Origin of the sequence: Klebsiella aerogenes KCTC 2190 (assembly GCF_000215745.1) — a bacterium.
GTDB classification, from domain to species: domain Bacteria; phylum Pseudomonadota; class Gammaproteobacteria; order Enterobacterales; family Enterobacteriaceae; genus Klebsiella; species Klebsiella aerogenes.
This window is the reverse complement of the sequence record NC_015663.1, coordinates 3,008,823-3,023,356: the sequence shown is the minus strand read 5'-3', so window position 1 is coordinate 3,023,356 and position 14,534 is coordinate 3,008,823. Positions and strand designations below refer to the sequence as shown.

The window sequence follows — 14,534 nt, the reverse complement described above, 5'->3', positions numbered from 1 at the left end:
ATCCTTCTGGTGCAAAGTTTAATTAACTAGATCGTGCCGCATACCTTTTCAATCAGCTCCGCAGGGAACTGCATTGATTGCATGATGTGTTCGATCATGCTGCATTTACGGCCGGTATTAGTATTGGTGATAACCCACCACGGCGTACCAGGAACCTGTTTCGGTTTGGTCTGATTACCGCTTTTCAGCAGCGTCCGTGAGTCTTCGGCGAAGTATACGCGGGTGCGTCCGTGCAGAGACTCAGTGGCTTCTGAAAATGCCTTGCTGTCTAACGAGTAAAGCGTAGTCAATACCAGCATGAAGCGGTTAACCGCGCGCTTTTGTTCAGCGTATTCGTCAGATAACAGCAGCTCGCGCATGGCGCGGACTTTATCTTTAACCGGGTTGGCCGGCTTCGCTTCGACGACTGGCGCCGCCGCAGGAGCAGCCGCCGGCGCGGCTTTCGCCGCTGGCGCGCCAGATGCAGGCTGAGAAACGGCGGAAAATTTCAGCATGCGCCGTAAAATGTCGGATGCGCTCTCGCCGATATGCAGAGTGTGGCTGGCAATATAGCGGTAGAGCTCATCATCAACTTCGATTGTTTTCATCTTAATCCAGTGCGATTTCTTTGTTTCTGAATACAAGTCGTCGGGATTAACTATCCTTTGTCTTTCACACTACTGCGCAAAAGGCATCAGATAGAGGACAAATCCCAACCGCGAATAGCGTCAAACCAGGATGGCGTTAAAACTCAGAATGCTTCCGGGTCTTGCAGCCTAATGGCAGAATGTCCAACATAATACCCTAACCCGACGGAGCGAAAAAAAGAACTTTGCCATGAAATTAAATAGCCGAGCGCAATCTGCACAAAACCCGCACAATAAATCCCCAATCGTCCTGGTACATGGCCTGTTCGGCAGCCTGGACAATCTTGGGATCCTCGCCCGCGATCTGGTCGCCGACTACGATATATTGCAGGTCGATATGCGCAACCACGGCTTATCGCCGCGTTCACCGGAGATGACCTACCGCGCGATGGCGCAGGATCTGCTCGATACCCTCGACGATCATCAAATCGAGAAAGCGACCTTTATCGGCCATTCGATGGGCGGCAAAGCGGTGATGGCGCTGACCGCGCTGGCGCCGGATCGCATCGCCGGGCTGGTGGCGATTGATATCGCGCCGGTGGCTTATCACGTCCGCCGTCATGATGAGATCTTCGCGGCGATTAACGCCGTCAGCGAATCCACCGCCAGCACCCGCCAGCAGGCGGCGCAGGTAATGCGCGAGTATATAAATGAAGAAGGCGTCATTCAGTTTCTGCTGAAATCCTTTGTCGACGGCGCGTGGCGCTTCAACGTGCCGGCGCTGTGGGATCAATACCCGCATATTGTCGGCTGGGAAACCGTGCCCGCCTGGCCGCACCCGGCGCAATTTATTCCCGGCGGCAACTCCCCTTATGTCACCGATGAATACCGCGACGCGCTGCTGGCGCAGTTCCCGCAGGCCCGCGCCCACGTCATTGCCGGCGCCGGACACTGGGTGCATGCGGAAAAACCCGAGGCGGTTTTACGCGCAATTCGCCGTTATCTGAGCACAATTGAAGCCTGAGTGGCTAAAAAACGCCCGACCGCGCGGCATAATGCCCGCGGTCGTTGGCGCAGCGGTTCGCCTGATGTATTATGGCGCGCTATCTGCGCCGGCTATAGCCCGGCAGCTTGTTTCCCCGAAGTCACTCTGAATCATGGCAAAAGAACAAACGGACCGAACGACATTAGATTTGTTCGCAAATGAGCGTCGCCCGGGTAGACCGAAAACCAATCCGCTTTCGCGCGATGAACAACTGCGCATCAACAAACGCAATCAGCTCAAACGCGATAAGGTTCGCGGCTTGAAGCGCGTTGAGTTGAAGCTCAACGCCGATGCGGTCGACGCGCTTAATGAGCTGGCGGAAGCCCGCAACATGAGCCGCAGCGATCTTATCGAAGAGATGCTGATGCACCAACTGGCCTGCCTGCGTAACCAGGGCGAAGTCTGAAAAACGCAAAAAAATCGCTTTCATGTAGCAGAGTGTGCACCAGGACGTTATTGCTGTTTCCGCGCCCTTCCCTGTTCTGCTATGATTGCCGTTAACTGTAGGCATAATGCCACTACCACATCATTAAGTTTCAAGAGGTTATTTTACTCATGGCAATCATCGGCATCTTTTTTGGCAGCGACACCGGCAACACCGAAAATATTGCAAAAATGATCCAAAAGCAGCTCGGTAAAGACGTTGCTGAAGTTCACGACATTGCCAAGAGCAGCAAAGAAGATCTGGAAAGCCACGATATTCTGCTGCTCGGCATCCCAACCTGGTACTACGGCGAAGCGCAGTGCGACTGGGATGACTTCTTCCCGACGCTGGAAGAGATCGACTTCAACGGTAAGCTGGTAGCCGTCTTTGGCTGCGGCGACCAGGAAGATTACGCAGAATACTTCTGCGATGCGCTGGGCACCATTCGTGACATCATTGAACCGCGCGGCGCAACCATCGTTGGCCACTGGCCGACCGCGGGTTACCACTTCGAAGCGTCTAAAGGCCTGGCGGACGACGATCACTTCGTCGGTCTGGCGATTGATGAAGACCGTCAGCCGGAACTGACCAACGAGCGCGTTGAGAAGTGGGTGAAGCAGATTTCCGAAGAGCTGCATCTGGAAGAAATCAAAAACGCCTAAGAATCAAACAGCGCAGCTATTAAGCTGCGCTGAATTAATAGATAAAAGCAATCAAACTAATAGCTACAAGTTTTTAACTTTTCATCACATATCTGTACAATGTCCTCTGATTCCACGAGGTCACGTGACACAGTTTGTAGCTGGTAATTCGTTTTTGACAGCTTACAAGGCGCGATGCTTGCAGTTTTCATTTCAGAGTAGCAGCTCTATAATGAGACGCATTACATCGGGTGATTCTCTGTATTGCTTCCCTTTAAAGGAAGCCGATCTTTAGCAACAGGACAGATTCCGCATGACTGACAACAATATCGCATTAAAGAAGGCTGGCCTGAAAGTCACACTTCCCCGACTGAAAATTCTGGAAGTGTTGCAGGAACCGGATAACCATCACGTCAGTGCGGAAGATTTATACAAACGCCTGATCGATATGGGTGAAGAGATTGGTCTGGCTACCGTTTACCGCGTGCTGAACCAGTTCGACGATGCAGGCATCGTGACTCGCCACAACTTCGAAGGCGGTAAATCCGTATTCGAGCTGACTCAGCAGCACCACCACGATCACCTGATTTGCCTCGATTGCGGCAAAGTGATCGAGTTCAGCGATGATTCTATCGAATCCCGCCAACGTGAAATTGCTGCGCAACACGGCATCCGCTTAACCAACCACAGCCTGTACCTCTACGGCCACTGTGCGGAAGGCGACTGCCGCGAAGATGAACATGCCCACGATGCTGTGAATAAATAATTTCCCGTCTCGTATGTAATGAAAAGCCAGCCTTCAGGTTGGCTTTTTTTATGGGCGAAATCCGCCTGAATGCGTATTCTGTCAGAGCCTAACGCCTTGTACGGAGAGTCACTATGGAGCTGCGCCAGCTACGCTATTTTGTCCGCATCGTGGAAACCGGCAGTATGGGCCGCGCCGCGCTCGATCTGAATATTGGCGTCTCTGCGCTCAGCCAGCAAATGGCGCGTCTGGAAAATGAACTCGCTATCCGCCTGCTGCAACGGACTTCGCGCGGCGTAATGCCCACCAGCGCCGGCCTCGCCTTTTACTCGCAGGCGCAACTGGCGCTGCGCCATGCTGACGATGCCATTCTTGCCGCGCGTGAAGCACGCCTTTCCGGTCACGTCAGCGTCGGTATGGCGCCGAGCACCGCTTCTGTGCTGGGCGTACCTTTTATCAACGCCATGCGCGAAAGCTACGCCGACGTCCGCCTGCACCTGGTGGAAAGCCTCTCCGGCAATCTGGAACGGATGATCAACACTCGCCAGCTCGATTTAGCCATCGTTTTCCAGAAAGAGAAGATCCTGCGCTGGAGCGCCCGACCCATTCTTGAGGAACGTCTGTTCCTGATTGGCGCCCATGACGTGCTGGCGCCGCTGCCCGGCGATAGCATCTCTCCGGACCAGCTTGCCGCCATCCCGCTGATTATGCCAAGCCAGGGACATGGCCTGCGCGGCAGGCTGGACGCTATTTGCCAGGAGCACGCCATCAACGTTGACGTGGTGGCTGAAATCGATGGCCTGGCCCTGCTGATGCGCGCCGTCCGTGACGGGCTCGGCGCCACGCTGCAGCCGGGCGCGGCGATTTCTCATCTCGACAGCGAGGCGCTAAGAGTGATCGGCGTCGATAATCCGGTACTAAGCCGACCGAATTTTCTGGTCAGTCTTTCCGATGACGAACTCACCCCGGCAGGCCTTGCGGCACGGGTAATGCTGGCAAAAGTCATGCGCCAGCTAGTTGAATCCGGCAACTGGCCGGGCGCCAGTCTTTACACTTCATAAACCCCTCTTTAGCTTTACGCCATAGCGCCTGTCGTCCCTGCGTCTTACATTTCCATTACAAATTTAACAATTAGTCAAAGCGTAATGGAGCCGATAATGGTGGATGTACTGGTGATTGGCGGCGGCAACGCCGCGTTATGCGCCGCCTTAACCGCCCGGGAAGCAGGCGCATCCGTACTGCTGCTGGAAGCCGCGCCGCGGGAATGGCGGGGCGGTAACTCTCAGCACACGCGTAACCTGCGTTGTATGCACGATGCGCCGCAGGATGTCTTAGTCGACAGCTACCCGGAAGAAGAATACTGGCAGGATCTGCTGCGCGTCACCGGGGGCAACACCAACGAAGCGCTGGCTCGCCTGGTGATCCGCACTTCGTCGCAATGTCGGGACTGGATGCGCCGTCATGGCGTTAACTTTCAACCACCCTTATCCGGCGCCCTGCATGTCGCCCGCACCAACGCCTTTTTTATGGGCGGCGGTAAAGCCCTGGTCAATGCCTATTACCGCAGCGCCGAGCAGATGGGCGTACAGATCCGCTATAACACGCCGGTGCAGGCGCTTGAATTACGTGATGGCGAATTCGTCGCCGCGCTGGCAGGCGCCGAGCGCATCACCGCGAAAACCTGCGTGCTCGCCGCCGGCGGTTTTGAATCTAACCGCGAGTGGCTGCGCGAAGCCTGGGGGCAAAATGAGCGCGGCGAGTGGCCTGCCGACAACTTTCTCATCCGCGGCACCCGTTTTAACCAGGGAGTACTGCTCAAATTTATGATCGACGCCGGAGCCGATATCATCGGCGATCCTTCACAGTCGCACTGCGTCGCCATTGACGCCCGGGCGCCGCTCTATGACGGCGGCATCTGTACCCGCGTCGACTGCGTGTCTCTGGGGGTGGTGGTGAACCGCGATGCCGAGCGCTTTTATGATGAAGGGGAGGATTTCTGGCCCAAACGTTACGCCATCTGGGGCCGTCTGGTCGCCCACCAGCCGGGGCAAATCGGCTATTCGATCATCGACAGTAAAGCCGTTGGACAGTTTATGCCGCCCGTTTTTCCGGGCGCCCAGGCCAATACCATCGCGGAACTGGCCCGCCAATTGGGGCTGGATGGCGAACGTTTGTCGCAGACCATCGCCAGCTACAATGCCGCCTGTACGCCAGGCCAGTTCGACCATACCCGTCTTGATAACTGCGCTACCTCCGGCCTGACGCCGCCAAAAACTCACTGGGCGCGGCCTATCGATACGCCGCCTTATTATGGTTATGCCCTGCGTCCAGGGATCACCTTCACCTACCTCGGGCTGTACGTCAATCAACACGCCGCCGTTCACTTTGCCGGTAAGCCGAGCCGCAACCTGTTTGTCGCCGGCGAAATGATGGCCGGCAACGTACTGGGCAAAGGCTATACCGCCGGCGTAGGCATGTCGATCGGGACCACATTCGGCCGCATTGCCGGTCAGCAAGCCGCCCTGGCGGCGCAGCAGGAGAAACATCATGAAGTCGCTTGAAAAGCTGATCATCGAGGCGCAAATCATCACCGAGCCGGAGGCGGAAGTCGAACGGGTGATGCAGGTCTGTAACGCCTGTCGCTATTGCGAAGGGTTTTGCGCCGTGTTCCCTGCCATGACCCAGCGTCTGGCATTCGGCAAGGCGGATATTAACTATCTGGCGAACCTGTGCCACAACTGCGGCGCCTGTCTGCACGCCTGTCAGTATGCCCCGCCGCACGAGTTTGCGATTAATGTTCCCAAAGCAATGGCGGAAGTGCGGCTGGAAACCTATCAACATTACGCCCGGCCCGCCGCTTTCGGCAGTTTATATCGCCGTGCGGGGATCGCCACGGTGCTGGCGCTGGTCGCGGGTCTTGTTCTGTTTCTGCTGCTGGCGATGGGGCTTAAAGGTTCGCTGCTGCACCCGCCGCTGGCCGGTGATTTCTACCAGATTTTCCCGCATAACCTGCTGGCGTGGATGTTCGGTTCGGTTTTCATTGTGGCCATTGGTTTATTGATGAGCGGGGTGATTCGTTTCTGGCGCGAGATCTCGCCTGGCCAACCGCAAGCTGGTGATATCGCCAGGGCCTCGCATGATGCGCTGACGTTGAAATATCTCGACGGTGGCCACGGTAAAGGCTGTAACGAGGCCAATGATGCCTTCACGCTGATGCGCCGCCGTTTTCACCACTTCACCTTTTACGGCTTTATGCTCTGTTTCGCCGCCACGGTTGTGGCTACGGGCTATCACTATTTCGCCGGCTGGGAAGCCCCCTACCCGTTCTTCAGCGTACCGGTGATGCTGGGCACGCTCGGCGGCATCGGACTACTGGTAGGCCCTGCGGGTTTGCTATGGCTGAACCTGCGCCGCTCGCCGCTGCACGGCGACGCGCGGCAAAAACCAATGGATCGCGCTTTTATCCTACTGTTGCTGCTGACCAGTTTTACCGGGCTCGCGCTACTGGCGGGCCGGGACACCTCGTGGATGGGCATTCTGCTTGCTATCCATCTCGGGGTGGTGATGGCGCTGTTTTTAACGCTGCCTTACGGAAAATTTGCCCACGGATTTTATCGCTGTGCGGCGCTACTCAAGTGGGCGATTGAGAAACGCCGCGGAAAACAGGCGGCAGTCGCAGGTGACTAACCCGCCCCTCTTACCTCTATAAAAACAAGATAAAGACAATGGAGAGCACACCCTATGACCCAACCAACCTCGCGCGCCGGTACCTTCGGCGCAATTCTCCGCGTAACCAGCGGTAATTTTCTCGAGCAATTCGACTTCTTTCTGTTTGGTTTCTATGCCACCTATATCGCCAGGACCTTCTTTCCGGCAGAGAGTGAGTTCGCGGCATTGATGCTCACCTTTGCCGTATTTGGTTCCGGTTTCCTGATGCGCCCCATCGGCGCGGTGGTATTAGGAGCTTATATCGACAGGATCGGTCGCCGCAAAGGGCTGATGGTCACCCTGGCGATTATGGGCTGCGGCACGTTACTGATTGCGCTGGTGCCGGGCTACCAAACCATCGGCGTGCTGGCGCCGGTGCTGGTCTTAATTGGCCGTTTGTTGCAAGGATTCTCGGCCGGGGTCGAGCTCGGCGGTGTGTCGGTCTACCTGTCGGAAATCGCCAAACCGGGGAAAAAGGGGTTCTATACCAGTTGGCAGTCCGCCAGCCAACAGGTCGCCATCGTCATGGCGGCGCTGATTGGCTACGCGCTGAACGAGACGCTGGGTCACGACGAGATTGCAGAATGGGGCTGGCGCATTCCCTTCTTTATCGGCTGCCTGATTATCCCGCTGATTTTCGTGCTCCGGCGTTCGCTGCAGGAGACCGAAGCGTTTCTGCAGCGTAAGCATCGTCCCGATACCAAAGAGATACTGACCACTATTGTTAAAAACTGGCGCATCATCAGCGCGGGCACCTTACTGGTGGCGATGACCACCACCACCTTTTATTTTATTACCGTCTATACCCCAACTTATGGCAGAGCGGTACTGCATCTGAGCGCACGCGACAGCTTGCTGGTCACGATGCTGGTCGGTATCTCTAACTTTATCTGGTTGCCGATTGGCGGGGCGCTGTCAGACAAAATAGGCCGCCGTCCGGTACTGATGGGAATTACCGTCCTGGCGCTGCTGACCACCTGGCCGGTGATGCAATGGCTCACCGCCGCGCCGGATTTCACCCGCATGACGCTGGTGCTGCTGTGGTTCTCGTTCTTCTTTGGTATGTATAACGGCGCAATGGTGGCGGCGCTAACGGAAGTGATGCCGGTCTACGTTCGCACCGTGGGCTTTTCGCTGGCGTTTAGCCTCGCCACCGCTATCTTCGGTGGGCTGACGCCGGCTATCTCTACCGCACTGGTCGAAATCACCGGTGATAAGAGCGCGCCAGGCTGGTGGCTGATGTGCGCGGCCCTATGCGGATTCGCCGCCACCGCCATGCTGTTCATGCGTCTGAGCCGCGGCTATCAGCCAGCGGAAATACCGCGTTAAAATAGCGACGGGCGGAGTGTGCGCTCCGCCCGTTTACGCTTAACTGTCTGCTTTATTTAGTGGTGTTATTACTGCGAATCTCCTGCCAGATTTTATCGCAGCGCGCTTTGACCGCCTGGTCATTACCGGTGCGCGTCGCCTGAATACAGGCCTGATAATCCAGCACTCTGACGCTCTCCTGCGTCGCAAACTGCTGATGCGGTTTCTCTTCCTTCAGGACGTTGAGTACGCTCTGACAGGCTTCAATCTTGTCCGGATTACCTTCTGCCGTGTTGATACAGGCGCTATAGGCATCTTTCAATTTGGAATCTTCTTTCGGCGCTGGCGATGGCGCGCAGGCAACCAGACCCGATGCCATGATGGCGATGAGCAGCAACTTTTTCATAGTTATTCTCCCAGAGGGGCGGCAGGCTCACGCCCGCCGCGCAGGCATCAGAAAATGGTGAACGGCGCGATAACCATAAACTTCACGTCACGCTCATCCTGGAAGATGTTGCCGTAACCACCGCTCCAGCTTGGGATGTCGGAGTGGTTGTCGTATTGCGTGAAGTGCAGTTTGAACATCGTTCCTTTCGCCCGGCCTTCCTGCAGGGTGTAGATAGCATCCAGACTGTAGGCGGACTCTTTCAGACGATAGTTAGGATCGTAGTAAGCATCCGGGGATGCCATTCTGCCAGGCTTCGCATCCCAGGCGTAAACATAGGAAGCGCCAAACGCCCAGCCCGGCATATCCCAGTTCTTCATGTCATACATCGCGCCGAAGAATACTGCTTTCTCGCCGTTGGCGTTAAAGTCGGAGCGGTTATCCCACCAGATATCGAGACGACCATTAGAGGAGGCATAGGTTGGCGTCATACGCTGCAGGAAGTAGCCCTGCTGGCCATCGGCTTTAACCCAGGTCCCTTCCAGACGCAGATCCAGCACATCGGCCGCTTTATAGCCAAAGGTGATCGCCTGCAGCCACGCGGTGCCGTCGTAGATGTCGTTGACGCCGCCGTTGCTGACTTTATCGCGGGTACCATAGAACTGATAGCTGGCGCTTAACGGCGAACCGGCAATATCAAATTTGTAGCTGGCCTTCGCAAAGTATTGATCGATATAACCTTCAGCCTGGCCAAAAGCGGCTTCCAGCACCAGATCGTTTTTAAAATCGTATTTCGCGCCAAGAGAGTGCAGATAGTCGACCTTGGTTTTCTTATCGTTCTGGTAGAAATCATCCATCTCGATATGCCACGGCGCTTTATATTCGTTGGTCCACATGTAGGAGAAACTCAGCGCGCCGTTATCGCCATAGTCGAAGTTGGCTCCGGCTTCCGCCCCCTGATAGGTACCCGGCATAAAGCTCCAGTGCGGCGCCAGCAGCGTTTGCCCGGTCGGCTGGATATAACCCGCGCGCGCCCACGCCGGGCCGAATTTAAATTTAGCCGCTGCTTTATACAGGCTAATCCCGCTCTTATCGCCGGAATAATCTTCACTGTAGGCACGGTTACTGGAGGAGAAGGCAATTTCGTTCGGGTGGCCGCTGTCGCCGTTTTCCGCCATTTCTATCGCGGTAAAGGCAGCAATATCAATCCCGAACATATCAGCGGCATAGCCGGACTGGAAATCCAGGTTGGCGTTCCAGGTAGAATGGGAAAGGTTGGTTTCATACTTGTCGGTTTCTACGTTTTTACGGTCGCGCTCGCGCTGCCAGTAATAGATACCGCCAGTTAAAGTAGAATCATCGATAAAGCCTGCTGCGCTGGCCTGTGGAGCCACAACCCAACCCGACATCGCGGTGACGGCGGCAATAGCCAGCGCCAGCGTACTACGTTTGCCACTAAACGTACGCATGTGCATATCCTCTTTGACGTTTTAAAATTGCGATTGCCAAAGGCAGCTCGCTAAAAAAATAAAAAAGTACTAAAAGCGGTGCGGTTAAAAGTCCGCGAAACCACTATGGATAGACTATTTTTCGTGACGCGAATTATCAATCTCTTTCGCAGAGCAAAGCTTAAGATTATGACAAAGCGCACATAATTTATGTCTTTTTGTTACAGACTTAGTTCTCAGCTTTTTCAACGATAAGTCATGGTTATATCGAAAAAAATTGATAGTTGCCGGAAGCTGAAACGGTTAAATGTAAATACACCGGCAGGAAGAGATGGGGAATTATTACGGTATTTTAATAAGATTAATTCGCATCGAAAAAATATCGATTTTTAATTCACTGATTCTGAAATAAAAAAAACGCCGCAATGTGCGGCGTTTCATGAATACGGTGAGCATTACTCGCCGATTTTAGCCCAGGTGTCACGCAGGCCAACGGTGCGGTTGAAGACCAGATGTCCCTCGGTGGCGTAGCGGCTGTCGAGGCAGAAGTAACCTTCGCGCTCGAACTGGTATGCTTTACCCGCCTGCGCTTTCGACAGGCTCGGCTCCGCGAAACCTTGCTTGATGACCAGAGATTCCGGGTTCATTACCGCCAGGAAGTCATCCGCCGCGCCCGGGTTCGGCACACTAAACAGACGGTCATAGAGGCGAATTTCAACCGGCAGCGCGTGCGCCGCGCTCACCCAGTGGATAACGCCTTTGACCTTGCGGCCATCGGCCGGGTCTTTACTCAGGGTGTCGGCATCGTAAGTACAGAAGATGGTAGTGATGTTACCCTCTGCATCTTTCTCAACGCGTTCCGCTTTAATCACGTAGGCGTTGCGCAGACGCACCTCTTTACCCAGCACCAGACGCTTGTACTGTTTGTTGGCTTCTTCGCGGAAGTCCGCGCGATCGATCCAGATCTCAGCGCTGAATGGCACTTCGCGGCTGCCCATCTCCGGCTTGTTCGGATGGTTCGGCATCGCCACCATTTCGCTTGCGCCCTGCGGATAGTTTTCGATAACCAGTTTAACCGGATCGATCACCGCCATCGCGCGCGGCGCGTTTTCATTCAGATCTTCACGAATGCACGACTCCAGCGACGCCATCTCAATGGTGTTGTCCTGCTTGGTCACGCCGATGCGTTTGCAGAACTCGCGGATGGATTCAGCGGTATAGCCGCGACGGCGCAGACCGGAAATAGTCGGCATACGCGGGTCATCCCAGCCTTCCACATGCTTTTCGGTCACCAGCTGATTCAGCTTACGCTTGGACATCACGGTGTATTCGAGATTCAGGCGCGAGAATTCATACTGACGCGGATGCACCGGAATACTGATGTTGTCTAGCACCCAGTCGTACAGACGACGGTTGTCCTGGAACTCCAGGGTACACAGCGAGTGGGTGATACCTTCCAGCGCATCGCTGATGCAGTGGGTGAAGTCGTACATCGGGTAGATGCACCATTTGTTGCCGGTCTGATGGTGTTCGGCAAATTTAATGCGATACAGCACCGGATCGCGCATCACGATGAATGGCGACGCCATGTCGATCTTCGCGCGCAGGCAAGCCTTACCCTCTTCAAAACCGCCGGTACGCATTTTTTCGAACAGCGCGAGGTTCTCTTCCACGCTGCGATCGCGGTATGGGCTGTTTTTACCCGGTTCTTTCAGGGTACCGCGGTATTCGCGGATCTCGTCGGCGGACAGTTCGTCAACGTAGGCCAAACCTTTGTTGATCAGTTCAACCGCATACTGATGCAGCTGATCGAAGTAATCAGAGGAGTAGCAGACATCGCCGGACCAGTGGAAACCTAACCACTGCACGTCGTTTTTAATCGACTCCACGTATTCGATATCTTCTTTCACCGGGTTGGTGTCATCGAAACGCAGATTACATTGACCTTGATAATCCTGAGCGATGCCGAAGTTCAGGCAAATGGATTTTGCATGGCCAATGTGCAGGTAACCGTTCGGTTCCGGCGGGAAGCGGGTATGAACGGTGGTGTGCTTACCGGTAGCCAGATCTTCATCGATGATCTGACGGATAAAGTTAGTCGGGCGGGCTTCTGCCTCACTCATCACGGGTTCCTCAAAGCGTAAACAACGTATAACGGCACATGATCTTACAAGCAGGGCGCAGAGACAACTATTAGTTACGCAAAATACGTATCTGTTGTTGGATATGGGGGTATTTGCTGCAAAAAAAAGCGGCGCAGGTTTCGCTGCGCCGCTGAGGCAAAACTCTACTCAGGAGCCTTACTTGCCTTTAATCTCGAACAACGGCGTTTGGCCGGCGACAACGTTACCCGTTGCCTGAATCACCAGCGCGCTGTAATCATCGCTGTTGCTGCAGACGACCGGACTGATCATCGAGCGGGCGTTGGCGTTAAGGAACGCCAGATCCATTTCCAGGATCGGCTCGCCGGCTTTCACCTGTGCGCCCTCTTCAACCAGACGTTTAAAGCCTTTGCCTTCCAGCGCGACGGTATCAATGCCCATATGGACGACGATTTCCGCGCCGTTATCGGTTTCCAGGCAGAATGCGTGGTTGGTGTTGAAGATTTTCACCACCGTACCGGCCGCCGGCGCGACAACGATGTTATCGGTCGGTTTCACCGCGATACCGTCACCAACGGCTTTGCTGGCGAAGGCTTCATCCGGTACCTGCTCAAGCGCCACCACTTCACCGGTGATCGGGGAAACCAGCGCTTCGACGGTTTTGGCGTTCGCGACCGCCTGCGGTTTGGCCGCAGGCGCGGCGGCTGGCGCGCTGTCAGTCGAAGCAGCTGCAGCAGCAACCGGACCACGGGCAACCACTTTCTTCATGGCGTCGCCAACGGATTCCGCTTTCGCGCCAACAATGACCTGGATGGTCTGTTTGTTCAGTTTCACCACCCCGGAGGCGCCGAGACGTTTACAGGCGGCATCGTTGACTTTCGCCGAGTCGCCGACGGTCAGACGCAGACGGGTGATACAAGCATCAATGGCTTTCAGGTTATCGGTACCGCCTACGGCTGCGATGTAGTTGGTCGCCAGCTGAGTCAGACCTTCTTCGGTGTTGCTGTTAGCTTCTTCAGTCACGACGTCGTCGGTTTTATCTTCACGACCCGGCGTTTTCAGGTTGAACATGCGGATAACCGCGCTGAACAACAGGAAGTAAACGAAGAAGAACACCACGCCCATCACCAGCAGCATCCAGACGTTTTTGCTGGCTGCCGGCAGGCTGTACATCAACACGTAGTCGATAGCGCCCGCGGAGAAGGAGAAGCCCGCGTGGATACCCAGCGCCGTTGCGATGAACAGGCTGATACCGGTCAGGATAGCGTGCAGGAGGTACAGCAATGGCGCCAGGAACATGAACAGGAATTCCAGCGGCTCGGTCACACCGGTCAGGAACGCGGTGATGGCCACGGACAGCAGCATACCGCCGACCATCGGACGACGCTCTTTCGGCGCAGCCATGTACATTGCCAGCGCAGCGCCCGGCAGACCGAACATCATGATCGGGAAGAAGCCGGACATGAACATCCCCGCGGTGCCGTCACCGGCATAGAAGCGGTTGATGTCGCCGTGGAAGACCGCACCCGCGGCGTTGGTGAACTCGCCAATCTGGAACCAGGCGATGGTGTTCAGCACCTGATGCAGACCGGTTGGGATCAGCAGACGGTTAATGAAACCGAAGATACCGGAACCCAGCGCGCCCGCAGACACGATCCATTCACCGCCCGCATGAATAGCGTGCTGCACCGGCGGCCAGACATAGCCGAAGATGGCAGCCAGCACCAGACAGAAGAAGCCGGTAGCGATCGGTACGAAGCGTTTGCCGCCGAAGAAGCTCAGGAAGTCTGGCAGTTTAATGCCGGCCCAGCGGTTATAAACAGCACCCGCGACCAGACCGGTAATGATACCCGCCAGTACACCCATGTTAATTTCCGGGTTGATGGTGACCATCGCTTTGGTCATCACGAAATAACCTACCGCGCCGGCCAGCGCCGCAGAACCCGCGTTATCTTTGGACCAGCTTGATGCCACGCCGATGGCGAAGATCAACGCTAAGTTGTCAAAGATTGCCCCACCCGCTTGCGCGATGAAGGGTACGTTCAGCAGATCCGGTTGCCCGAATCGCAGCAGCAATGCCGCGACCGGCAGCACTGCGATAGGGAGCTGTAATGCCCTACCCAGCCGCTGAAAGAAACCTAAAATATTCATCTTATTCCCCC

13 protein-coding genes are annotated in these 14,534 nt (G+C 55.5%); 8 read left to right on the top strand and 5 right to left on the bottom strand.

The features are described 5' to 3' along the window. Positions 1-26: 26 nt before the first annotated feature. On the bottom strand, positions 27-587 hold the full coding sequence (gene seqA / locus EAE_RS14310; protein WP_015367694.1) for a replication initiation negative regulator SeqA: 561 nt from the start codon (positions 585-587) through the stop codon (positions 27-29). 229 nt (positions 588-816) lie between these two features. On the opposite strand from seqA, the gene ybfF reads away from it, so the two are divergent. The 8 genes from ybfF to tcuC all read left to right on the top strand — a co-directional run bounded on the left by ybfF (position 817) and on the right by tcuC (position 8,458). After that, a complete protein-coding gene (ybfF, locus tag EAE_RS14305) occupies positions 817-1,590 on the top strand; it encodes an esterase (protein WP_015704754.1) in 774 nt (257 codons plus the stop codon). 133 nt (positions 1,591-1,723) lie between these two features. Further along, positions 1,724-2,017 carry a LexA regulated protein gene (gene ybfE, locus EAE_RS14300; protein ID WP_015367696.1) on the top strand — a complete coding sequence of 98 codons (294 nt, stop codon included), beginning with the start codon at positions 1,724-1,726 and terminating at the stop codon, positions 2,015-2,017. Positions 2,018-2,166: 149 nt separating this feature from the next. Continuing rightward, complete coding sequence (gene fldA, locus EAE_RS14295) at positions 2,167-2,697, top strand: flavodoxin FldA (RefSeq protein WP_015367697.1); 531 nt, start codon at positions 2,167-2,169, stop codon at positions 2,695-2,697. Between the two features lie 292 nt (positions 2,698-2,989). Next, positions 2,990-3,442: a ferric iron uptake transcriptional regulator gene (gene fur / locus EAE_RS14290; protein WP_015367698.1), complete on the top strand. Its 453-nt coding sequence runs from the start codon at positions 2,990-2,992 to the stop codon at positions 3,440-3,442. Positions 3,443-3,555: 113 nt separating this feature from the next. After that, positions 3,556-4,482, top strand: coding sequence for a tricarballylate utilization LysR family transcriptional regulator TcuR (gene tcuR, locus EAE_RS14285; protein ID WP_015704753.1), 927 nt, complete (start codon positions 3,556-3,558; stop codon positions 4,480-4,482). A gap of 96 nt (positions 4,483-4,578) precedes the next feature. Then, positions 4,579-5,982, top strand: coding sequence for an FAD-dependent tricarballylate dehydrogenase TcuA (gene tcuA / locus EAE_RS14280; RefSeq protein ID WP_015704752.1), 1,404 nt, complete (start codon positions 4,579-4,581; stop codon positions 5,980-5,982). Next, entirely contained in the window at positions 5,969-7,108 is a 1,140-nt protein-coding gene (gene tcuB, locus EAE_RS14275) for a tricarballylate utilization 4Fe-4S protein TcuB (RefSeq protein WP_015704751.1), read from the top strand. Before tcuA ends, tcuB begins: the two co-directional genes overlap by 14 nt. Before the next feature lie 54 nt (positions 7,109-7,162). Next, positions 7,163-8,458, top strand: a complete 1,296-nt coding sequence (tcuC, locus tag EAE_RS14270; RefSeq protein ID WP_015704750.1) for an MFS transporter — start codon at positions 7,163-7,165, stop codon at positions 8,456-8,458. Positions 8,459-8,510: 52 nt separating this feature from the next. On the opposite strand, the gene EAE_RS14265 is transcribed toward tcuC, so the two are convergent. The 4 genes from EAE_RS14265 to nagE form a co-directional block, all read right to left on the bottom strand. After that, positions 8,511-8,843 carry a ChiQ/YbfN family lipoprotein gene (locus EAE_RS14265; RefSeq protein ID WP_015367703.1) on the bottom strand — a complete coding sequence of 111 codons (333 nt, stop codon included), beginning with the start codon at positions 8,841-8,843 and terminating at the stop codon, positions 8,511-8,513. A gap of 47 nt (positions 8,844-8,890) precedes the next feature. Next, the gene (chiP, locus tag EAE_RS14260; protein WP_015704749.1) at positions 8,891-10,291 is read right to left on the bottom strand and encodes a chitoporin ChiP; all 1,401 of its coding nucleotides are present in this window, start codon (positions 10,289-10,291) and stop codon (positions 8,891-8,893) included. A gap of 434 nt (positions 10,292-10,725) precedes the next feature. After that, the gene (gene glnS, locus EAE_RS14250) at positions 10,726-12,393 is read right to left on the bottom strand and encodes a glutamine--tRNA ligase (protein WP_015704748.1); all 1,668 of its coding nucleotides are present in this window, start codon (positions 12,391-12,393) and stop codon (positions 10,726-10,728) included. Positions 12,394-12,570: 177 nt separating this feature from the next. Then, complete coding sequence (gene nagE / locus EAE_RS14245; RefSeq protein WP_015704747.1) at positions 12,571-14,523, bottom strand: PTS N-acetyl glucosamine transporter subunit IIABC; 1,953 nt, start codon at positions 14,521-14,523, stop codon at positions 12,571-12,573. Positions 14,524-14,534: the final 11 nt, after the last annotated feature.

Excerpts from the sequence above, each read along its gene's own strand:
- seqA (WP_015367694.1), bottom strand. The coding sequence starts at position 587 with ATGAAAACAATCGAAGTTGATGATGAGCTCTACCGCTATATTGCCAGC.
- ybfF (WP_015704754.1), top strand. The coding sequence starts at position 817 with ATGAAATTAAATAGCCGAGCGCAATCTGCACAAAACCCGCACAATAAA.
- ybfE (WP_015367696.1), top strand. The coding sequence starts at position 1,724 with ATGGCAAAAGAACAAACGGACCGAACGACATTAGATTTGTTCGCAAAT.
- fldA (WP_015367697.1), top strand. The coding sequence starts at position 2,167 with ATGGCAATCATCGGCATCTTTTTTGGCAGCGACACCGGCAACACCGAA.
- fur (WP_015367698.1), top strand. The coding sequence starts at position 2,990 with ATGACTGACAACAATATCGCATTAAAGAAGGCTGGCCTGAAAGTCACA.
- tcuR (WP_015704753.1), top strand. The coding sequence starts at position 3,556 with ATGGAGCTGCGCCAGCTACGCTATTTTGTCCGCATCGTGGAAACCGGC.
- tcuA (WP_015704752.1), top strand. The coding sequence starts at position 4,579 with ATGGTGGATGTACTGGTGATTGGCGGCGGCAACGCCGCGTTATGCGCC.
- tcuB (WP_015704751.1), top strand. The coding sequence starts at position 5,969 with ATGAAGTCGCTTGAAAAGCTGATCATCGAGGCGCAAATCATCACCGAG.
- tcuC (WP_015704750.1), top strand. The coding sequence starts at position 7,163 with ATGACCCAACCAACCTCGCGCGCCGGTACCTTCGGCGCAATTCTCCGC.
- EAE_RS14265 (WP_015367703.1), bottom strand. The coding sequence starts at position 8,843 with ATGAAAAAGTTGCTGCTCATCGCCATCATGGCATCGGGTCTGGTTGCC.
- chiP (WP_015704749.1), bottom strand. The coding sequence starts at position 10,291 with ATGCGTACGTTTAGTGGCAAACGTAGTACGCTGGCGCTGGCTATTGCC.
- glnS (WP_015704748.1), bottom strand. The coding sequence starts at position 12,393 with ATGAGTGAGGCAGAAGCCCGCCCGACTAACTTTATCCGTCAGATCATC.
- nagE (WP_015704747.1), bottom strand. The coding sequence starts at position 14,523 with ATGAATATTTTAGGTTTCTTTCAGCGGCTGGGTAGGGCATTACAGCTC.